This window comes from Paraburkholderia sp. HC6.4b (genome assembly GCF_014200875.1).
GTDB lineage: Bacteria > Pseudomonadota > Gammaproteobacteria > Burkholderiales > Burkholderiaceae > Paraburkholderia > Paraburkholderia tuberum.
This window is the reverse complement of sequence record NZ_JACHDC010000001.1, coordinates 446,730-468,306: the sequence shown is the minus strand read 5'-3', so window position 1 is coordinate 468,306 and position 21,577 is coordinate 446,730. Positions and strand designations below refer to the sequence as shown.

The 21,577-nt window shown below is 63.6% G+C and carries 19 protein-coding genes; 18 read left to right on the top strand and 1 reads right to left on the bottom strand.

Going from position 1 to position 21,577, the window contains the following annotated elements; all coding sequences use genetic code 11:
• Positions 1-4: 4 nt before the first annotated feature.
• A complete protein-coding gene (locus HDG34_RS02005) occupies positions 5-778 on the top strand; it encodes an MBL fold metallo-hydrolase (RefSeq protein ID WP_090800741.1) in 774 nt (257 codons plus the stop codon).
• 150 nt (positions 779-928) lie between these two features.
• On the opposite strand, the gene HDG34_RS02000 is transcribed toward HDG34_RS02005, so the two are convergent.
• Positions 929-1,627: a Bax inhibitor-1/YccA family protein gene (locus HDG34_RS02000; protein ID WP_018417558.1), complete on the bottom strand. Its 699-nt coding sequence runs from the start codon at positions 1,625-1,627 to the stop codon at positions 929-931.
• Positions 1,628-1,895: 268 nt separating this feature from the next.
• Between HDG34_RS02000 and ndk the strand changes: the two genes are divergently transcribed.
• From ndk to HDG34_RS01915, 17 genes are all read left to right on the top strand, one after another.
• On the top strand, positions 1,896-2,321 hold the full coding sequence (gene ndk / locus HDG34_RS01995; protein WP_184057303.1) for a nucleoside-diphosphate kinase: 426 nt from the start codon (positions 1,896-1,898) through the stop codon (positions 2,319-2,321).
• Positions 2,322-2,531: 210 nt separating this feature from the next.
• The gene (gene rlmN, locus HDG34_RS01990; protein WP_184057301.1) at positions 2,532-3,683 is read left to right on the top strand and encodes a 23S rRNA (adenine(2503)-C(2))-methyltransferase RlmN; all 1,152 of its coding nucleotides are present in this window, start codon (positions 2,532-2,534) and stop codon (positions 3,681-3,683) included.
• A gap of 212 nt (positions 3,684-3,895) precedes the next feature.
• Complete coding sequence (locus HDG34_RS01985) at positions 3,896-5,035, top strand: RodZ domain-containing protein (protein WP_184057299.1); 1,140 nt, start codon at positions 3,896-3,898, stop codon at positions 5,033-5,035.
• A gap of 85 nt (positions 5,036-5,120) precedes the next feature.
• Positions 5,121-6,437, top strand: a complete 1,317-nt coding sequence (gene ispG / locus HDG34_RS01980) for a flavodoxin-dependent (E)-4-hydroxy-3-methylbut-2-enyl-diphosphate synthase (RefSeq protein ID WP_184057297.1) — start codon at positions 5,121-5,123, stop codon at positions 6,435-6,437.
• Positions 6,438-6,458: 21 nt separating this feature from the next.
• On the top strand, positions 6,459-7,799 hold the full coding sequence (gene hisS, locus HDG34_RS01975; RefSeq protein ID WP_184057295.1) for a histidine--tRNA ligase: 1,341 nt from the start codon (positions 6,459-6,461) through the stop codon (positions 7,797-7,799).
• Between the two features lie 66 nt (positions 7,800-7,865).
• On the top strand, positions 7,866-8,495 hold the full coding sequence (locus HDG34_RS01970; protein ID WP_090800729.1) for a tetratricopeptide repeat protein: 630 nt from the start codon (positions 7,866-7,868) through the stop codon (positions 8,493-8,495).
• A 79-nt stretch (positions 8,496-8,574) separates the two neighbouring features.
• Entirely contained in the window at positions 8,575-9,720 is a 1,146-nt protein-coding gene (gene bamB / locus HDG34_RS01965) for an outer membrane protein assembly factor BamB (protein WP_184057293.1), read from the top strand.
• A gap of 471 nt (positions 9,721-10,191) precedes the next feature.
• The gene (der, locus tag HDG34_RS01960; protein ID WP_184022435.1) at positions 10,192-11,529 is read left to right on the top strand and encodes a ribosome biogenesis GTPase Der; all 1,338 of its coding nucleotides are present in this window, start codon (positions 10,192-10,194) and stop codon (positions 11,527-11,529) included.
• A gap of 175 nt (positions 11,530-11,704) precedes the next feature.
• Positions 11,705-11,941, top strand: coding sequence for an RNA chaperone Hfq (gene hfq / locus HDG34_RS01955; protein ID WP_006051315.1), 237 nt, complete (start codon positions 11,705-11,707; stop codon positions 11,939-11,941).
• Between the two features lie 30 nt (positions 11,942-11,971).
• A complete protein-coding gene (hflX, locus tag HDG34_RS01950; protein ID WP_184057291.1) occupies positions 11,972-13,186 on the top strand; it encodes a GTPase HflX in 1,215 nt (404 codons plus the stop codon).
• A 49-nt stretch (positions 13,187-13,235) separates the two neighbouring features.
• Entirely contained in the window at positions 13,236-14,639 is a 1,404-nt protein-coding gene (gene hflK / locus HDG34_RS01945; protein ID WP_184057289.1) for an FtsH protease activity modulator HflK, read from the top strand.
• Positions 14,640-14,654: 15 nt separating this feature from the next.
• On the top strand, positions 14,655-15,560 hold the full coding sequence (gene hflC / locus HDG34_RS01940) for a protease modulator HflC (RefSeq protein WP_184057287.1): 906 nt from the start codon (positions 14,655-14,657) through the stop codon (positions 15,558-15,560).
• A gap of 43 nt (positions 15,561-15,603) precedes the next feature.
• Positions 15,604-15,795, top strand: a complete 192-nt coding sequence (locus tag HDG34_RS01935; protein WP_090800720.1) for a DUF2065 domain-containing protein — start codon at positions 15,604-15,606, stop codon at positions 15,793-15,795.
• A 217-nt stretch (positions 15,796-16,012) separates the two neighbouring features.
• A complete protein-coding gene (locus tag HDG34_RS01930; protein ID WP_184048948.1) occupies positions 16,013-17,164 on the top strand; it encodes an ATP phosphoribosyltransferase regulatory subunit in 1,152 nt (383 codons plus the stop codon).
• Between the two features lie 221 nt (positions 17,165-17,385).
• Positions 17,386-18,732 (top strand): adenylosuccinate synthase, encoded by a 1,347-nt coding sequence (locus tag HDG34_RS01925; RefSeq protein WP_090800717.1) that lies wholly within the window; start codon positions 17,386-17,388, stop codon positions 18,730-18,732.
• An 18-nt stretch (positions 18,733-18,750) separates the two neighbouring features.
• Positions 18,751-19,323, top strand: a complete 573-nt coding sequence (locus HDG34_RS01920; RefSeq protein ID WP_167368598.1) for a phosphoribosyltransferase — start codon at positions 18,751-18,753, stop codon at positions 19,321-19,323.
• Between the two features lie 262 nt (positions 19,324-19,585).
• Positions 19,586-21,472: a potassium transporter Kup gene (locus HDG34_RS01915; protein ID WP_090800715.1), complete on the top strand. Its 1,887-nt coding sequence runs from the start codon at positions 19,586-19,588 to the stop codon at positions 21,470-21,472.
• Positions 21,473-21,577: the final 105 nt, after the last annotated feature.

Here is a 21,577-nt window from a genome sequence, read left to right as displayed (position 1 = left end):
GGTCGTGCGCTTCGCAAGTCTCGGCAGCGGCAGTGAAGGCAATGCGCTGCTGGTGGAGGCGCGCAGCGGTGCGGTCACCACGCGTGTCCTGCTCGATTGCGGTTTTTCCGCGCGCGAAGTCGAGCGGCGTCTGACGCGGCTCGGCGCGAGTGCCGAGCACCTCGACGCGATCCTGATTACGCATGAACATAGCGATCACATCGGCAGCGCATTGACGCTGGCGCGCAAGTGGTCGATTCCGCTGTACATGAGCTGGGGCACCGCGCGCGCGGTGGGCGCCGACGAAGCCGATGTTGACCTGCAGGTGCTGTGGGGCGACGAGGCGGTATCGATCGGAGAGCTCAGCGTTCTCCCTTATACCGTTCCGCACGACGCCCGCGAACCGCTCCAATACGTGTTCTCGAACGGCGCGAGCCGGCTTGGCGTGCTCACCGACGTGGGCACGTCCACGCCGCATATCAGCGCGGTGCTGAGTGGCTGCGACGCGCTCGTGCTCGAATGCAATCATGACGTGCAGATGCTCGCGGGCAGTCGTTATCCGCCGTCGCTGAAGGCGCGTATCGGCGGCAATCACGGGCATCTGAACAATCACGCGGCGGCTGAAATCCTGGCGTCGCTCGACCGCTCGCGCTTGCGGCATCTGGTCGCGGCGCATCTGAGCCAGCAGAACAATCTGCCGGAACTTGCGCAGGCGGCGCTGGCGGGCGTGCTTGACGCGGCTCCCACGGAGGTGGTGGTTGCGTCGCAGAGCGAAGGTTTCGCGTGGTTGACGGTGTGACTGTGGCGCCCGGTTGGCGTCCAGTCGCGCTGCACGCCATGCACTGGGTGGTCAGGTAATGAAAAGGCCCATAACGAGCAATCGTTATGGGCTTCTAATTTGAGCGTCGAGTGCGGCGTGGGGCACGCCGCACGACCGGGCAGGGCAAACTTAATTGCGGTTGCCGCCAAAAATGCCGAGCAGCGCAAGCAGATTGACGAACACGTTGTACAGATCCAGGTAGATCGCCAGCGTCGCCGTGATGTAATTCGTCTCGCCGCCGTTCACGACGCGCTGCACGTCGAACATGATGTAGGCGGAAAAGATCACGATTGCCATGACTGAAACCGTCAGCATCAGCGCCGGCAGTTGCAGGAACACGTTCGCGACCGAAGCCAGCAGGATCACGATCACGCCCATGAAGAGCCACTTGCCGAGGCCTGAGAAGTCACGTTTGCTGACCGTGGCGATGGTCGCCATGGCCGCGAAGATCACACCGGTGCCACCAAAAGCGAGCATGATCAGCGACGGGCCGTTCGAGAAGCCGAGCACGAACGCGAGAATGCGCGACAGCATCAGCCCCATGAAGAACGTGAAGCCGAGCAGTACGAAGACGCCGACGGCGCTGTCCTTGGTGCGCTGGATCGCGAACATGAAGCCGAAGGCGATCGCGAAGAATGCCAGCATGCTCATGGCGGGGCTGGTGGCGGCGAACAGTGAGAAGCCGGTGGCAAGACCCACCCACGCGCCGAGCACGGTCGGAATCATGGACAGCGCGAGCAGCCAGTAGGTATTCCGTAGCACGCGGTTGCGTGTTTCGACCGTGCTGACCGCGCCGTTGCGGCCAAACATATACGGATGTTCGTTCATGATCTCTCCTTACCTCGGAAGCGTGTTTCGTGATGGTGATACGGCAATTTGCGAAGCGCCGGCGGGCGCACCGTTCATCCGTAAGATTAGCGCGGCAGCACGGAGTTTCAATACCTCCAGTCGCCCACATCGCCTACGCTACCAGTATTTCGCGCCCTTTGCTTTGATCCTTTCAGTGCTGTAAGGGTTCAATCGCAATGATGCACGGGAACATGCTACAATAGCGGATTCATTTGAATCTGTAACTTCTTAATTTTTTGGAGTTTTTATGGCGATCGAGCGCACCCTGTCGATTATCAAACCGGACGCAGTGGCCAAGAACGTGATCGGCCAGATCTATACCCGTTTTGAAAACGCTGGTCTGAAGATCGTGGCATCGCGCATGGTTCATCTGTCGCGTGCTGACGCCGAGAAGTTCTACGCCGTGCACGCAGCACGTCCGTTCTTCAAGGACCTCGTTGAATTCATGATCTCGGGTCCGGTGGTCGTGCAGGCGCTGGAAGGCGAAAACGCGATCCTGAAACACCGGGATCTGATGGGTGCGACTGACCCGAAGAAGGCAGAAAAGGGCTCGATCCGTGCCGACTTCGCGGACAGCATCGACGCCAACGCGGTGCACGGCTCGGACGCACCGGAAACGGCCGCGATTGAAATCGCATTCTTCTTCCCCCAAGTCAACGTCTACTCGCGTTGAGCGCCTCGCGCTGAGGTCAGGCGGTGGCCTCGGTCGTAAGCCGTGTCCGCCTGGCGCGTTTCGTGCAGCCGAGTTGTTTTATCGCATGAATCGCGCGCGTTGCACGGCAAAGTAGTAAGGTAAAAGCAGCAGGAATGGGCGCGAACGGGCACGGCGTTCATGCAGCTTGTTGCATGAACGTAGTCTCGCAATGAAATGGCAGGATTCGATATGACGAGCAGTCCCTCCGTCAACCTTCTCGACCTCGACGCCCAAGGGCTCGTCGCCTATTGCGACAGCCTGGGCGAGAAACCGTTTCGCGCCAAGCAATTGCAGCGCTGGATTCATCAATACAACGCTGCCGACTTCGACGGCATGACCGATCTCGCGAAGTCCTTGCGCGAAAAGCTCAAAGGGCGCGCCGCGATCACGATGCCGGGCGTCGTCAGCGACCACGTTTCGTCGGACGGCACACGCAAGTGGCTGATCGACGTCGGAAACGGCAACGCCGTTGAAACCGTCTACATCCCCGAAGAAACGCGCGGCACGCTGTGTGTGTCGTCACAGGCTGGGTGTGCGGTCAACTGCCGGTTCTGTTCGACCGGCAAGCAGGGGTTCTCCCGCAATCTCACCACCGGCGAAATCATCGGCCAGTTGCGCATGGCTGAGTTTGCGCTGCGCGCGTCGCGTGGTGATGCTGGCGGCCGCGCGATGGGCGGCGACGGCAAGGGCGAGCGCGTCGTCACGAACGTCGTGATGATGGGGATGGGCGAGCCGCTGCTCAATTACGACGCGGTCGTGCCGGCCATGCGCCTGATGCTCGACGACAATGCGTACGGCCTGTCGCGCCGGCGCGTCACGTTGTCCACTTCGGGTGTCGTACCGATGATGGACCGGCTCGGCGCGGATCTGCCCGTGGCGCTCGCGGTGTCGCTGCATGCCTCGAACGACGCGCTGCGCGACGTGCTGGTGCCGCTCAACAAAAAGTATCCGCTGCGCGAGCTGATGGCGGCGTGCGAGCGCTATCTGAAAGTCGCGCCGCGAGATTTCATTACGTTCGAATACTGCATGCTCGATGGCGTGAACGACAGCGAGGCGCACGCGCGCGAGTTGCTCGCCGTCACGCGTAACGTGCCGTGCAAGTTCAATCTGATTCCGTTCAATCCGTTCCCCGAATCGGGCCTTATCCGTTCGAAGCCGGAACAGATCAAGCGGTTTGCGCAGGTGTTGATGGACGCTGGCGTGGTCACCACTGTGCGCAAGACCCGCGGCGACGATATCGATGCTGCCTGCGGTCAGCTGGCCGGCGCGGTCAAAGACCGCACGCGTCTTGCTGAGCGCACCGGGAAGGCGGCGAAGGTGATCGAGGTTCGCGCCGTGTAATCGCGAGGGGCGGCAGGGCGTCGGCGTTCGGCGGAAAATACCGCGAGCGCAAAAATGCTCCCATGCCACCGGCGATTAAAAGAAAGTTTGCAGAATCGATCGGGAGCGGTACACAAAGCCGCACATTTTGTTATAAACGGTCTGCGATTTGGACGTGACGCTCGAGCCCGTCCGGTCGCACGATTAAAAGAATCGACGCGAAAGGATTTGGGATGAGTGAGCCGCAGCACCCGCAGCCGCACGAGATAGACACGAGCGATGGCCATCCGGCACCCGTTGCAAGGGCGGTGGTCCAGCCTGTCGTGCAGCCGGCCCTTGATTCGTTGGCAGCGGTTGGCGCGCGCTTGACCCAGTTGCGCGAGTCGAAAGGCTGGACTATCGAGGACGTGTCGGCGCGGCTGAAGGTGTCGGTCGTCAAGCTGAGCGCGCTCGAGGCGGGTGACGTCAGCCATCTGCCGGACACGACGTTCGCACTCGGCGTCGTGCGCAGCTACGCGAAAATGCTGGGCGCCGATCCGGCGCCTTTTACGGCGGCGCTGCGTCGCGAGAAGGGCGTGCCGGCACCGAATCTGTCGATGCCGGCGTCATCGGGCAAGGATCTGCCGCGCGGTAAGGTTTCGCTGTCGCTCGGCGACAGCGGGCATAAGAGCCGTTCGTGGCTGTGGGGCATTGCGGCGATCGTCGTCGCGGTCATCGCACTCGGGATGTGGCGCACTAACGGCGGTGATTCGTCCGCGTGGCTCGCGCGCCTGAAGGCAAGCGCGAATAGTTCGACTATCAGCGACACGGCGGCTTCGGGCGCGGTCGCTCAGGGTCCGGCGACGGCGGCGGAAGGGGCATCGGCGCCCGACGCGGCGGCCACGGCTGACAACGCGGCGAGCGTGGATAATGCGGTGTCTGCGTCGGCAACGCCGATGCCGGCTCCGCTTGCCACTGGCACCGCGCCGGGCTCGGCCCCGGCAGCGAATCCAGCGGCAACGCCGGCACCGACGGGCGCGGCACTGAAGGCCGGCTCGCAGGCTCAGGCACGGGCCGCCATGGAGAGCGCAAATGCACCGGTGGTCGTGGCGAACGCGTCGGCACCGGCGGTCACGCCAACGCTCGGCGAGGCGGTCGTCGCGCTGCGCGTGACGCAGGACAGCTGGTTCAGCGTGCGTGACAAGAACGGCAAGGAACTGTTCTCCGGCCTCGTGCATGCCGGCGATCCGAAGCAAGTGACGGGTGTCGGTCCGTTCAAGGTCACGGTCGGCAACAAGGCGGGTCTCGAGTCGGTGACGCTCGACGGCCAGCCGGTCGATCCGTCGAAATATGCGACAGCCAAGGGCAACGTGGCGCGCTTTGCGCTGCCTTGACAGATACGGTACGCGCCGCGGTCAACCGGTCCGCGGCGCTTTTTCAATTCAGGCGCTGCGTTTTTGCATAGCGCGTGCGGCGTAAATGGGTTTTTCGATGCAAACCGAAGCTCAATCCCAATCCTGTAGCAAGATCGTTTCAGACGAGCCGGTGTTCGGCGGCCCCGCGATGCGGCGCAAGTCGCATGCGGTCAACGTCCGCTGGGGCGGCCAGCTCGTGACCATCGGCGGCGATGCGCCGGTGCGCGTGCAGTCGATGACCAACACCGACACCGCCGACGCGATCGGTACCGCTATCCAGATCAAGGAACTGGCGCAAGCCGGGTCCGAACTGGTGCGTATCACCGTGAATACGCCGGAAGCGGCGGCGGCCGTGCCGGCGATCCGCGAGCAACTCGACCGCATGGGCGTGATGGTGCCGCTCGTCGGCGACTTCCATTACAACGGCCACCTGCTGCTGCGCGACTATCCGGGCTGCGCGGAATCGCTGTCGAAGTACCGGATCAATCCGGGCAACGTTGGGCACGGCGCGAAGCGCGACACGCAGTTCGCGCAGATGATCGAGACGGCGGTCAAATACGACAAGCCGGTGCGCATCGGCGTGAACTGGGGCAGCCTCGACCAGGACCTGCTTGCGAAGATGATGGACGAAAACGGCTCGCGCGCCACTCCGTGGGAAGCGCAAAGCGTGATGTACGAAGCGCTGATCCAGTCGGCGATCGGCTCGGCGGAACGTGCGGTCGAACTCGGCCTCGGGCGCGACCAGATCATCCTGTCGTGCAAGGTTAGCGGCGTGCAGGATCTGATTGCCGTGTACCGCGAACTCGCGCGCCGTTGCGATTTCGCGCTGCATCTTGGCCTGACCGAAGCGGGCATGGGCTCGAAGGGCATCGTCGCGTCGACCGCGGCGCTGTCGGTTCTGCTGCAGCAGGGCATCGGCGATACGATCCGTATTTCGCTGACGCCGGAACCGGGCGCGTCGCGCACAGGCGAAGTGATCGTCGGTCAGGAGATTCTGCAGACCATGGGCCTGCGCTCGTTCACGCCGATGGTGATCGCGTGCCCCGGCTGCGGGCGCACCACGAGCACGCTGTTCCAGGAACTCGCGTCGCAGATCCAGACCTACCTGCGTCAGCAGATGCCGGTGTGGCGCGACCAGTATCCCGGCGTCGAGCAGATGCACGTCGCGGTGATGGGCTGCATCGTCAATGGTCCGGGCGAATCGAAGCAGGCGAATATCGGCATCAGCCTGCCGGGCTCGGGCGAGAATCCGGCCGCGCCGGTGTTCATCGACGGCGAAAAGGTGAAGACGCTGCGCGGCGAGAACATCGCGCAAGAATTCCAGCAAATCGTGAGCGACTACGTCGAGCGCCGCTATGGCCGCGCCGACGCGCTCAACTAAAAACCGGCTATCGAAACACAGATGACTGAACAGAAGAAAAAGCTCGAGAAGCTGTCTGGCGTGAAGGGCATGAACGACATCCTTCCGCAGGAAGCCGGGCTCTGGGAATTTTTCGAAACCACCGTCAAGTCGATGCTGCGTTCGTACGGATACCAGAATATCCGCACGCCGATCGTCGAGCATACGCAGCTGTTCACACGCGGTATCGGCGAAGTGACCGACATCGTCGAAAAAGAGATGTACAGCTTCACCGACGCATTGAACGGCGAAAACCTGACGATGCGCCCGGAAAACACGGCGGCCGTGGTGCGCGCGTCGATCGAACACAACATGCTGTACGATGGCCCGAAGCGTCTGTGGTATATCGGTCCGATGTTCCGTCACGAGCGTCCGCAGCGCGGCCGTTATCGCCAGTTCCACCAGGTCGGTGTCGAGGCGCTCGGTTTCGCGGGTCCGGATGCGGACGCGGAAATCATCATGATGTGCCAGCGTCTGTGGGACGACCTCGGCCTGACTGGCATCAAGCTCGAAATCAACTCGTTGGGCCTCGCTGAAGAGCGCGCCGCGCATCGTGTCGAACTGATCGCGTATCTCGAAAAGCACATGGACGCGCTCGACGAAGAGGCGAAGCGCCGTCTCTATACGAACCCGCTGCGCGTGCTCGATACGAAGAATCCTGCGCTGCAGGAAGTCGCGCGGAACGCGCCGAAGCTGATCGATTTTCTTGGGGAAGAATCGCGCGCGCACTTCGAAGCTCTGCAGCGTCTGCTGAAGGCGAACAACCTTCCGTTCACGATCAATCCGCGTCTCGTGCGCGGTCTCGATTACTACAATCTGACCGTGTTCGAGTGGGTGACCGACAAACTCGGCGCGCAAGGCACGGTCGCGGCGGGCGGCCGCTACGATCCGCTGATCGAACAGCTCGGCGGCAAGCCGACGGCTGCGTGCGGCTGGGCGATGGGCGTCGAGCGGATTCTCGAGCTGCTGAAGGAAGAACAGCTCGTGCCGGAAGACGAAGGTTGCGACGTGTACGTGGTCCATCAGGGCGACACCGCGCGCGAGCAGGCGTTCATCATCGCCGAGCGTCTGCGCGATACCGGTCTCGACGTGATCCTGCATTGCAGCGCGGACGGTCAGTCGGCAAGCTTCAAGTCGCAGATGAAGCGCGCCGACGCGAGCGGTGCCGCGTTCGCGGTCGTGCTTGGCGAAGATGAGATCGCCAACGGCACGGTCGGCGTGAAACCGCTGCGCGATACGCAAGCCCACGGCGGTAAGAACGAGCAACAGAACGTGCCCGCCGAAGACTTGACCGAATATCTAATCAATGCGATGGTTGCATCCGCCGAAGACGGCGACGACTGATCGCGATGTCGTTGGGCCGGCTGGCTCGACACGCACATGTAGCAAGAATGAGGAAATCGCCGGGCAATGAGTTACCACGACGAACAAGAATCGATTGAAAGTCTGAAGGCATGGTGGACGCAATGGGGCAATGCGACCACGTGGATCGTGCTGGTGGTGTTGCTGGCAGGCGCGAGCTGGAACGGTTGGAATTTCTGGCAGCGTCGTCAGGCCGCGGAAGCCGCGGTGCTGTATGACCAGGTTCAGCAAGCCGCGGCATCGGGCGATAAGGCGCAGATTGCGCGCGTCGCCGCCGACATGGAAGACAAGTTCGGCCGTACTGCCTACGCGCAGATGACCGCGCTCGGCGCCGCCAAGGCGCTGTACGCCGCTGGCGACGAAGCCGGCGCGAAAGCGCAGCTGCAATGGACGATCGATCACGCGAAGGACGACGAGTTCAAGCAGATCGCGAAGCTGCGCATGGCATCGCTGCTGCTCGACGACAAGGCATACGACCAGGGCCTCGCGCTCCTGGCCGAGCCACAATCCGATGCCTTCAAGGGCGTCGTGGCGGACCGCCGCGGCGACCTGCTCGCCGCCCAGGGCAAGCGCGACGACGCGCGCGCGGCCTACAAGCTCGCGCTCGACTCGCTGTCGAACAGCGACAGTTCGGCGCGCCAGCTGATCCAGTTCAAGCTGGATGCGCTTGGCGGCTGAGCGTCCCGCGCGGCGCGCCGCGAGCCACGACCGCAAGGCGGTCTCCTTTAATCCAATTTCCTGAATGCTTCGTCCACCGATGAATCTGCTGAAACGTTACGCCGTGCCCGTTATCTGTGCGATGACCGTTCTCACGCTGGCGGCTTGCTCATCCACGAAAGACGAGCGCCGTGTGCCGACGCCGCTCACCGAGTTCAAACCCGTGCTCGACGTGCAGCAGTCCTGGTCGGCGAGCGTCGGCAAGGCGGGCCGCTACCTGTTCTCGCCGGTTGCGCTCGGCAATGCCGTGTATGCTGCCGGCACGAATGGCACGGTCGCCAAGATCGACGCGCAAACGGGCAAGGACGTGTGGCGCGTCAAGTTGCACGATGATCTGTCGGCGGGCGTCGGCAGCGATGGCACGCTCACCGCGGTCGGCGGCTTGAAGGGCGACGTGTACGTGCTAGGCGCGGACGGCAAGCAGCTGTGGACCGCGAAGGCGCCGGGCGAGATCATTACGCCGCCGCTCGTCGGCAACGGCCTCGTGATCGTGCGCACGATCGACGGCCAGATCGTCGCGTTCAACGCGCAAACCGGCGAGCAGAAGTGGAACTTCCGCAACCGCGCGGTGCCGCTGAACCTGCGCGTGTCGTCGGGCATGACGTTCGCAGGTGACGCGGCCGTGCTGGCCGGCTTCCCGGGCGGCTCGTTCGCCGCGATCAACTTGCAGACGGGCGACGCCTACTGGCAGACGCCGGTGTCGTATCCGAAGGGCGTGACCGAGGTCGAGCGTATCAACGACGTGACCGGCCCGCCCACGCTGGTGGGTTCGGAGACCTGCGCGGTGACGTTCCAGGGCCAGATTGGCTGTTTCGACGCCAACTCGGGCCGCGCGCTGTGGGGCAAGCCGTTCTCGAGCACGACCGGCCTCGCGCAGGATGAGCGCAGCGTGGTCGCCGCCGACGACTGGTCGGTCGTGTCCGCATTCGACGTGAACAACGGCTCGGTGCTGTGGAAGAACGACACGCTGAAGAACCGCGACCTGAGCGTGCCGACGCTGCTCGGCCGCGCGGCCGTGTTCGGCGACTACAAGGGCTTCGTGCATTTCCTGTCGACCGTCGACGGCACGCTCGTCGCACGAGTGAAGACCGACGGCAGCGCGATTACCGCGGCGCCGGTGCTGGCTGGCGACACGCTGGTCGTACAGACGCGCGACGGCGGCCTGTTCGGCTATCGTCCGCGCTGATCGCGATAGATGATGTCAGGCGCGCAGGCCGGCTTTGCCGGCCGCGCGCTTTTTAATTGAAGTCTGCGCCGGCTTTGGCGTGCGGCTCCTGCGTCGGGTTGCCATGCTGCCCGTCGCGTGATCGGGCAGGCTCAATAGAAAAAATCGCCGGACGGGGCTGGTCCGGCAAGTCGGATCGAGGCTGTGGCCGCCGGCATGCAAGGCGGCGCGTGCGCTCCGTCGACGGCCTTGCAAATTAAAGACGCCCTCGAACACGAGCGCGTCAGCCGTCGAGCAGCCCGGTCTGAAGCAGGCGCCCCCGGCGGCGTCTGTGCAGCCCACGCCCGTCCGCCTGGATGCGCATATCGATCGCGCATCCGGAGCAGGCTGAATTCGTGATAATTTCGTCAGAACGCCACCCCGTGGCGCCCGCCTGGCGTCGCTACGCGCGCGATCGGTTGCGATCCCGCGTTTCACCGTGAACAACATCAGATGAAACCCGTTATTGCCCTCGTTGGGCGCCCCAATGTGGGGAAATCCACGCTGTTCAACCGCCTTACGCGTTCGCGTGATGCGCTGGTTGCCGACCTGCCCGGTCTCACGCGCGATCGCCATTACGGCGAAGGACGCGCCGGCGAGCGGCCGTATCTGGTCGTCGACACCGGCGGCTTCGAGCCGGTCGCGAAAGACGGCATCCTGCACGAGATGGCGCGCCAGACCCGCCAGGCGGTCGAAGAGTCGGACGTCGTCGTGTTCATCGTCGATGGGCGCAACGGTCTCGCGCCGCAGGACAAGTCGATCGCCGACTATCTGCGCAAGGTCGGCCGGCCGATCTTCCTCGTCGTGAACAAGGCCGAGGGCATGAAGTACGCCAACGTCGCGGCCGACTTCTACGAACTCGGTCTCGGCGATCCGCGCGCGATTTCGGCCGCGCACGGCGACGGCGTCACCGACATGATCAACGAGGCGCTCGAAGTCGCGTATGCCGGTCAGCCGGAAGAGAGCGAGGAAGACAAGGAAGCGCGCGGCGTGAAGATCGCCATCGTCGGCCGGCCGAACGTTGGTAAGTCGACGCTGATCAATGCGCTGGTCGGCGAAGAGCGCGTGATCGCGTTCGACATGCCCGGCACTACGCGCGACTCGATCTACGTCGATTTCGAGCGCAACGGCAAGCCGTATACGCTGATCGACACGGCCGGCCTGCGCCGCCGCGGCAAGGTGTTCGAGGCGATCGAAAAGTTCTCGGTCGTGAAGACGCTGCAGTCGATCTCCGATGCGAACGTCGTGATCCTGCTGCTCGACGCGCGTCAGGACATCTCGGATCAGGATGCGCACATCGCTGGCTTCGTCGTCGAGCAGGGCCGCGCGCTGGTGGTTGGCGTGAACAAATGGGATGGTCTCGATCCGCATGTGCGCGAGCGCACCAAAGCCGACCTCGAACGCAAACTAAAATTTCTGGACTTCGCCAAATTCCATTTCATTTCCGCCGCGGAAAAAACCGGAATCGGGCCGCTGATGCGTTCGGTCGACGACGCGTACACGGCCGCGATGTCGAAGCTGCCGACGCCGAAGCTGACGCGCGCGCTGATCGAGGCGGTCGAATTCCAGCAGCCGCGCCGTCGCGGTCCAGTGCGTCCCAAGCTGCGTTACGCACACCAGGGCGGACAGAATCCGCCGATTATCGTGATTCACGGCAATGCGCTCGACGCGATCACCGACACGTATAAGCGGTACCTCGAAAATCGCTTCCGGGAAACTTTCAAGCTGACGGGGACTCCATTGCGAATAGAGTTCAGATCGTCGACGAACCCTTACGCGGACAAAGGCTGAAGCAAGCTGAAGCTGGTCTTAAACCTGGGCTGAAACCCGCGTGTATGCTGGGTTTGGCCGGGGGTCCCGGGCCCGCGCGTCGAAATGAAAATCAGCTATAGTGTAGCGGTTGGCGGCGGATCTCTTTTTCTTCGCCGTCAATTCAGTCAACCTGCAAAAAAATACGGAGTTTGCTATGAGCAACAAAGGGCAATTGTTACAAGACCCGTTTTTGAACGCACTGCGTAAAGAGCATGTGCCGGTGTCGATCTACCTGGTCAACGGCATCAAGCTTCAAGGGAACATCGAATCGTTCGACCAGTACGTCGTGTTGCTCCGGAATACGGTCACCCAGATGGTCTACAAGCACGCCATTTCGACGGTCGTGCCTGCCCGTCCGGTGAATTTCCACCCGGATTCCGAACAGTCCTAACCCTCGCCGCGGCCGGCACACTGTCGCCCGTTGGCGATCATTCCCGGCCGCGTCATTTTGATATCCTCCAATTTGATCAATGCAGCGCTCGTTGGCATCGACTTCGGCAAGATCGATTTCGAAGCCAGTCTCGAAGAACTCAGCCTGCTCGCGCAAAGCGCGGGCGCGAACCCCCTGGTCACCCTCACCGGACGCCGTTCCAGTCCCGACGCGAAGATGTTCGTCGGCAGCGGCAAGGCCGAAGAATTGCGCCTTGCGTGCGAAGCAAACGACATCGAACTCGTGATCTTCAACCATGCTCTGGCGCCTGCGCAGCAGCGCAATCTGGAGCGGGCGCTTAATCGGCGCGTGGTCGATCGCACCAGTCTGATCCTCGACATTTTCGCGCAGCGCGCGCGCAGCCACGAAGGCAAGCTGCAGGTCGAGCTCGCGCAGCTGCAATATCTGTCGACCCGGCTGATTCGCGCGTGGACCCACCTCGAACGTCAGAAGGGCGGTATCGGATTGCGCGGTCCAGGCGAAACGCAGCTCGAAACCGACCGCCGGCTGATCGGCGAGCGCATCAAGGCGCTCAAGATCCGCCTCGACAAGCTGCGCCGCCAGCATGGCACGCAACGCCGGGCGCGTAATCGCAACCAGACGATGTCGGTGTCGCTCGTCGGCTACACGAACGCCGGCAAATCGACCCTCTTCAACGCGCTGACCAAGGCGCAGGCGTATGCCGCCGACCAGTTGTTCGCCACGCTCGATACCACCTCGCGGCGCGTGTATCTGGGCGACGAAGCGGGGCAGGTGGTGGTGTCCGATACCGTCGGTTTCATCCGCGAGCTGCCGCACCAGCTCGTCGCCGCGTTCCGCGCGACGCTCGAGGAAACCATTCACGCGGACCTGCTGCTGCATGTCGTCGATGCATCGAGCGCGGTGCGGCTCGACCAGATCGATCAGGTCAACGAGGTGTTGCACGCGATCGGCGCGGACACGATCCGTCAGGTGCTCGTGTTCAACAAGATCGACGCGGTGCCAGAGCTGGCAGCCCGTGGCGACGCGGTCGAGCGGGACGAGTATGGTAATATTTCGCGCGTCTTTTTGAGCGCGCGCACCGGGCAGGGGCTGGATGCATTGCGCGCTGCCATCGCCGAAATCGCTACAGCCGAACCGCTTGCCGACATGCCGTTCGATGCGTCGCAAGATGACCGCGCGGCGCAACTGCGCGACGACCACAAGGTTCCAGAACTCGGGCACTGACCCGTTCCAATTGCACTGACCCGCTGTCTACTCTGGTGAACGAACACAGGTGAACGATTACAACGAGCGGAGTATCTGGCTGCGTATGCGCGCCTTGCTTTCACTGAACGATCCGCGTTGGGGCCGGGGCGACGGCAACGGCGACCGGCAACGGCCGAACGATCCGAAGCGACCGGCACGCGACGGTGAAGGTCCGCCCGATCTCGACGAAATGTGGCGTGATTTCAATCGCCGTCTGTCCCGGATTTTCGGGCGCAGGGGCGGCGGTGTCGGCGGTGGCCGTCCTGACAACGGCCGTGGCGCGCGCATCGGCGTCGGCATCGTGATCGGCGTGCTGATCGCGATCTATCTCGGCAGCGGTGTGTTCGTCGTGCAGGATGGCCAGGCGGCCGTCGTGCTGCAGTTCGGCAAGTATCGCTATACCGCGGCGCCGGGCGTGCACTGGCGTCTGCCGTTTCCGTTCGAGTCCCACGAGTTCGTCAATGTCGGGCAGATCCGCCAGGTCGAGATCGGCCGTAGCAATGTGGTGCGTCTCGCGAACGTGAAGGACGCGTCAATGCTCACGCACGACGGCGACATCGTCGACGTGCGCTTCGCCGTGCAGTACCAGGTGCGCAAGCCCAACGACTTTCTGTTTCGCAGCGTCGATCCCGATCAGAGCGTGATGCATGCCGCGCAGGCGGCGGTGCGCGGTATCGTCGGCGCGCAGAGCACTAGCGATATCCTCGATCAGGATCACGAAACTTTGCGCCAGCAGCTGATCGCGGCGATCCAGCAATCGCTCGATCAGTACCAGTCCGGTCTGGCAGTCACGGGCGTGACGATCCAGAGCGTGCAGGTGCCCGAGCAGGTGCAACCCGCGTTCGCCGACGCTGCGAAGGTGCACGACGAAAACGAACGCGCGAAACGCGATGCGCAGGCTTATGCGGCCGATCTTCTGCCGCGCGCGCAGGCCGACGTCGATCGTCAGGTCCAGGAAGCCAAAACCTATAGCCAGACCACGGTCGCGCAGGCGCAGGCCGAGGCCGAGCGCTTCAACCAGGTCTACGCCCAATACGCGAAGGCGCCGGCCGTCGTGCGCTTCCGCCTGTACATGGAAACCATGCAGCAGATTTACGCGAACGCGACCAAGGTGTTCGTCGACGCGAAGAACGGCAACAACGTGCTGTATCTTCCGCTCGACAGGCTCGTCGAGCAGAACCGCGAACGCCAGGCCGCGGCGGCGGGCGCCGCCGCTTCGGGTCCTGCTGTCGCGGGCGCGCCGCAAGCGGCGAGTGCGGCCGCGCCGTCGGCCGCGTCGGCCGCTGAGACCGGTGCCGCGGCAGGCTCCGCAGCCGCTGGCGCATCCGCACCCGCCGCTTCCGCGCCTGCGCCAGCGAGCCGGCCGAGCGCCGCGTCGCTGCGCTCGCGCGAAGCGTTCCGCAATCGCATGCGCGAAGACGACGTTCAATAAGGAGCGCACAAGAATATGAACCGAATCATTGCGCTCGTCGTCGCGCTCGTCATCGTGCTGTTCGCGGCAACGTCGATGGTGTTCGTCGTCGATCAACGGCATATGGCTGTGTTGTCCGCGCGCGGCGACGCGACGCCCACGCTGCTCGGCCCGGGGCTGCACGTGAAGCTGCCGCCGCCGCTGCAAACGGTCGCGTTCGTCGACAATCGCATCCAGTCGCTCGACGCACCCGACGAAGATCATTACGTCACGTCCGACAAAACCGATCTGCTGGTCAACCCGGTGATCAAGTTCCGCGTGACCGATCCGCTGAAGCTGATCGCCGAAACGAAGGGTGATCCGCAGAGTCTGCCCGACCGGCTCGCGCTGCTGTCGCGCGGCGCGCTCGGCGACGCGTTCGGCAAGTTCACGTTGTCCGACGCGCTCGCCAAACAACCGGCGATCGCCGAACAGGCCCGCGGTGCGATGGACAAGGGCGCGGCATCGCTCGGCGTATCGGTCGTGGATGTGCAACTCACGCGCGTCGATTTCCCGGCAGCGGTGGCCGACTCGGTATTCAAGCGCATGATCGCCGCGCGCCAGCAGGTCGCGGCGGACGAGCGAGCGAAGGGCGCCGCCGAAGCGAACCAGATCCGCGCGGACGCGCTCGCGAAGCAGCAGGCGGTGCTCGCCGACGGCCTCGCGCAGGCGCAGGGCATTCGCGGCGAAGGCGATGCAAAGGCCGCGGAGATCGCTGCCGAAGCGTTCGGCAAGGATCCGCAGTTCTACCAGTTTTATCAAAGCATGCAGGCGTACCGGAAGACCTTCAAGCCGGGCGACCTGATCGTGGTCGACTCCAGTAGCGAGTTCTTCCGCTTCATGCGTAGCCCGACCGGCGGCGTCGCCCCGGACGCTTCCGCGCCTGCTGCGCGCAAACGCTGATTACCGAAGGCCGCGGCATCCGCATCGCGGCCGCTTCACTCGCATGGATATAGCTGGTTCGTTATTGCTCGCGATCGCGCTGATGCTGATTATCGAGGGGATGTTTCCGTTCGTTTTTCCAACCGCCTGGCGCGACACGTTCCGTAAAATAGCGGAACGACCGCCGCATCAGATTCGTGTCGGAGGGCTCATCGTGATGTTGCTCGGGCTGGTTCTACTGTTCATCGCGACCTGAAGCCGGCTTGCTTGTCTGATGAACGCCGCGTGTTGCGGCGTGTTTTGCCGGCCCGAGCAAAACGCGTACTGACCTGCCACGCCGCCGCGCGTCGCGCGCGTGCCGCAAAGCGCCGCCCGAGCGTCTGTGTCAGCCGCCAGAATCAAGCCGCTCTACGTCATTCACACTCATCATCGGCGCTGCAAGACGCCGTGTTCAACGCCGTAGGACTGTATCGATGTCGACCTGGTTGCTTCCTGAGAATATCGCCGACGTGCTGCCGTCGGAGGCCCGCAAGATCGAAGAATTGCGGCGTCATCTGCTGGACCGTTTCCGCTCGTACGGCTACGAGATGGTGATGCCGCCGCTGCTCGAATACCTCGAGTCGCTGCTGACGGGCGGTGGGCACGATCTGAATCTGCGCACCTTCAAGCTCGTCGATCAGCTGTCGGGCCGCACGCTCGGTCTGCGCGCCGACATCACGCCGCAGGTCGCGCGCATCGACGCGCATCTGCTGAACCGCCAGGGCGTCACGCGTCTTTGCTATGCGGGCAACGTCGCGCATACGCGCCCGCGCGGCCTGCATGCGACGCGTGAGCAGATCCAGATCGGTGCGGAAATCTACGGCCACGCAGGGCTCGAAGCGGACCTCGAAATCCAGCAGCTGATGCTCGACGCGCTGCGTCTCGCCGGCCTCGCGAAGGTGCGTCTGGACCTGTGTCACGCGGGCGTGCTGGCGGCGCTGATCGAAGCCGAGCCGGCCGCCGAGGAACTCGGCCAGGCGCTCTACGACGCGCTGGCCGGCAAGGACGTGCCGCGCCTGGTCGAGATGACCGCGCAATTCTCGCCGGTGATTCGCGATGCGCTGCGCGCGCTGCCGACGCTGTACGGCGACGCGTCGGTGCTCGAAGAGGCCCGCGCGCGTCTGCCGAATTCACCGGCGATCGCCCGCGCGCTCGACGACCTCGCGTTCCTCGCGAGCCAGGTCGACGGCGCCGAAGTGATGATCGACCTCGCCGATCTGCGCGGCTACGCGTACCACAGCGGCGTGATGTTCTCCGCTTACGTGGACGGCGTGCCGAACGCGGTCGCGCGCGGCGGCCGTTACGACCACGTCGGTCAGGCCTATGGCCGCGCTCGCGCGGCAACCGGCTTTTCGCTGGATCTGCGCGAAGTCGCGCGGATCTCGCCGGTCGAAGCGCGCAGCAGCGCGATCCTCGCGCCGTGGCGGCACGACGAAGCGTTGCGCGTGGCGGTCGCGGCATTGCGCGATGGCGGTGAAGTGGTAATCCAGGCGCTGCCTGGCCACAAGCACGATCTCGATGAATTCGCGTTCGACCGGGTGCTGGTCGAGCGCAATGGCGCATGGGTGGTTGAACCGCGCGCTTGAGCCGCGCGTTCCGATCTACGCTGCCGGGGACCCGTCCCCCGACGTTCGCCCGAGGGCGGCGCAACCACCGCCCGAATCGCGCGCGGTCGAGCGACTCTGCGCGGCCGCGCATCCCTTCCAATACTCAACATAACGTGCATACCGTTGAGCGGAAACGGAAAAATTCCGGAAGCTTCCGCGAACCCAGGTAAAATACGTTTTTAACCAGCTTACGAAACAACATGTCTGCCAGCGCAGTGAATGTGAACCCCGGGCGCAACGTCGTCGTCGTGGGTACCCAATGGGGTGATGAGGGCAAGGGCAAGATCGTCGACTGGCTGACGGACCACGCTCAGGGCGTCGTTCGCTTCCAGGGCGGTCACAATGCCGGTCACACGCTTATCATCGGCGGCAAGAAAACCATCTTGCGTCTGATTCCGTCGGGCATCATGCATCCCGGCGTCGCGTGCTACATCGGCAATGGCGTCGTGTTGTCGCCGGAAGCGCTGTTCAAGGAAATCGGCGAACTCGAAGCCGCCGGCATCGACGTCCAGAAGCGCCTCTTCATTTCCGAAGCCACCACGCTGATCCTGCCGTACCACATCGCGATCGACCAGGGCCGCGAAGCGCGCCGCGGCGCGAGCAAGATCGGCACGACCGGCCGCGGCATCGGCCCGGCCTACGAAGACAAGGTCGCGCGCCGCGGCCTGCGCGTGCAGGACCTGTTCGACGCGCCAGCCTTCGCCGAGCGTCTGCGCGAAAACCTCGACTATCACAACTTCGTGCTCACGCAGTACCTCGGCGCTGCCGCGGTCGACTTCCAGCAAACGCTCGACACGATGCTGAGCTACGCCGACCGACTGAAGCCGATGGTCACCGACGTGTCGCGCCGTCTCTACGACGTCAACGCGAACGGCGGCAATCTGCTGTTCGAAGGCGCGCAGGGCACGCTGCTCGACATCGACCATGGCACCTATCCGTTCGTCACCTCGAGCAACTGCGTCGCGGGTGCCGCGACGGCGGGCGCGGGCGTCGGTCCGCAGAAGCTCAACTACATCGTCGGCATCACGAAGGCGTACTGCACGCGTGTCGGTTCGGGCCCGTTCCCGAGCGAACTGTACGATGCGGACAATGCCTCGCGCCAGGACCCGATCGGCCTCGAACTCGCCACCGTCGGCAAGGAATTCGGCTCGGTCACCGGCCGTCCGCGCCGCACCGGCTGGCTCGACGTCTCCGCGCTGCGTCGCTCGATCCAGATCAACGGCGTGACGGGGCTGTGTATGACCAAGCTCGACGTGCTCGACGGTCTCGACGAAGTGAAGCTGTGCGTCGGCTACACGATCGACGGCCACAACGTCGATCTGCTGCCGCGCGGCGCGACGGAAGTCGCGCGCTGCGTACCGGTCTACGAAACCTTTGCGGGATGGAAGGAAAGCACGGTCGGCATCAAGGAGTGGGACAAGCTGCCCGCCAACGCGCGTGCGTACCTGACGCGCGTGCAGGAAGTCGCGGGCATTCCGATCGACATGGTCTCCACCGGTCCGGACCGCGACGAAACGATTCTGCTGCGTCATCCGTTCAAGGTCTAAGCGATGCAAGGTGTACCCATGATCGCGATGAAAGATCCGCGCAACGACGACAAGAACCTGTGGGTCGGCTGGGACGAATATCACCGGCTGATCGAGATGCTCGCACTTGCCGTGCACGAATCGGGCTGGAAGTTCGACAAGATCCTGTGCCTCGCGCGCGGCGGTCTGCGCGTCGGCGACCAGCTGTCGCGCATCTACGATCTGCCGTTGGCGATTCTGGCAACGAGCTCTTATCGCGAGGCAGCGGGCACGCAGCAGGGCGAACTCGACATCGCGCAATACATCACGATGACGCGCGGCGAACTGCACGGTAACGTGCTGCTCGTCGACGACCTCGTCGATTCCGGCGTCACGCTCGCGCGCGTGCAGCAGCATCTGAAGGAACGCTATCCGGCCATCACCGCGGTGCGCTCGGCCGTGCTGTGGTACAAGGGATGCTCGAAGGTGAAGCCCGATTACCACGTGCAGTATCTGCCGACCAACCCGTGGATTCATCAGCCGTTCGAGGAGTGGGACACGGTGCGTCCGCATAACCTCGGCGCGTGGATCAAGCGCGGCATCGCCCAGGCCGATGAGGCGTCGGGCAATTGACGCGAAGCCGCGCGCCTCACGCTTTGTCGCATCGGATCTCGTGCGTCATCGCGGTGTCACAAAACGGAGCCCAGTCGGGCTCCGTTTTTTTATGCGTCACGCGCGGCGCCAGGACGTCCGCACCGCGGCAGGCGCGTCCATATCGCAGTGCTACACTGCGCGGACATCCACGTGGCGTATCCACAACAAGCCGGGCGGTACCGGATGGGCAGTTTAAAATAGCGGTCGTTTTTTCCGCCCGGGAACGGATTTCCTCGCGTCCATGACAGATAACAATCACGTACACAAACAGCCACTGCCTTCCCTTGCGATTGCCGCGATCGGAGTGGTGTTCGGCGACATCGGTACGAGCCCGTTGTACGCGCTGAAGGAAGCCTTCAGTCCGTCGCACGGCATCCCGTTGACCGATCAGTCGATCCTTGGGGTTATTTCGCTGCTGTTCTGGGCGATCGTGATCGTGGTCGGCGTCAAGTACGTGCTGTTCGTGATGCGCGCCGACAACAACGGCGAGGGCGGCGTCCTCGCGCTGATGGCGCTGGCGATGCGCTCGGTCGATCAGAAATCGAAAATGGCCGGCCTTCTGATGATGCTCGGCATCTTCGGCGCCTGCATGTTTTACGGCGACGCGGTGATCACGCCGGCAATCTCGGTGATCTCGGCGGTCGAAGGTCTCGAAATCGCCGCGCCGCATCTGGCGCATCTGGTGATTCCGCTGACCGTCGTGATCCTGATCGTGCTGTTCTGGATCCAGCGGCACGGCACGGCCACGGTCGGCCGTCTGTTCGGGCCGATCATGACGCTTTGGTTCCTCGTGCTCGCCGTGCTCGGCCTGTGGCACATCATGCAGTCGCCGAATGTGATCCAGGCGCTCAATCCCTACTACGCGTACACGTTCATGGCCGCGCACGTGCTGCAGGCCTACGTGGTGCTCGGCTCGGTCGTGCTGGTGCTGACCGGCGCGGAGGCGCTGTACGCGGACATGGGCCACTTCGGCGCGCAGCCGATCCGCATGGCGTGGTACGTGCTCGTGATGCCTTCGCTCGTGCTGAACTACTTCGGCCAGGGCGCGCTGCTGATGCACGACCCAAAGGCGATCGAAAATCCGTTCTTCCTGCTCGCGCCGGACTGGGCGTTGTTGCCGCTCGTCGTGCTGTCGACGGTCGCGACGGTGATCGCGTCGCAGGCGGTGATTTCGGGCGCGTACTCGCTGACGAGCCAGGCGATCCAGCTCGGCTACGTGCCGCGCATGAAGGTCCTGCACACGTCCGAACTCGCGATCGGGCAGATCTATGTGCCGGTCGTGAACTGGATGCTGCTGTTCATCATCCTGTGCATCGTGATCGCGTTCAAGAGCTCGGACAATCTGGCGGCCGCGTACGGTATCGCGGTGACGGCAACGATGGTGATCACGACGATCCTTGCCTGCGTCGTGATGGTGAAGGTGTGGAACTGGAACAAACTGCTGGTTGGGCTCATCATCGGCGTGTTCATGGTGGTCGACCTGGGCTTCTTCGGCGCGAACCTGCTGAAGGTCGAAGAGGGCGGCTGGTTGCCGCTGTGCATCGGCGGCCTGCTGTTCTTCCTGCTGATGACGTGGTTCAAGGGCAGGATGATCGTGAAGGAACGCACGGCCGCCGACGGTATTCCGCTGATGCCGTTCCTGCAAGGCCTGCTCGCGCATCCGCCGCATCGCGTGTCGGGCACCGCGATCTATCTGACCGGCAGCGATTCGCTCGTGCCGGTGAGCTTGCTGCACAATCTGAAACACAACAAGGTGCTGCACGAGCGCACGATCTTTCTGACCTTCGTCACGCGCGACATTCCGTACGTGAAGGACGCCGATCGCGTGACCGTGAAGGACATGAACGGTGGCCTGTGGCTGGTGAAGGCAGCCTACGGCTTTAACGAAACGCCCGACGTGAAGGCGGTGCTGCTCGACGTCGGCCGCACGCACGACATGAGCTTCGAATTGATGGACACGTCATTCTTCCTCGCACGCGAAACGGTGGTGCCGACGCAATTGCCGGGCATGTCGGTATGGCGCGAGCGTGTGTTCGCGTGGATGCATCAGAACGCCGCGAAGCCGACTGACTTCTTCAGCATCCCGGCTAACCGGGTCGTGGAACTGGGAACGAAGATCGAGATTTGACGGCTCGCGCGTGACGTGCGGGAGCGCAAACAAAAAGCCCACGCATTGCGTGGGCTTTTTGTTCATGCGCGCGTGCAAGCGGTTGAGCGCGCGACGCAGTCATGT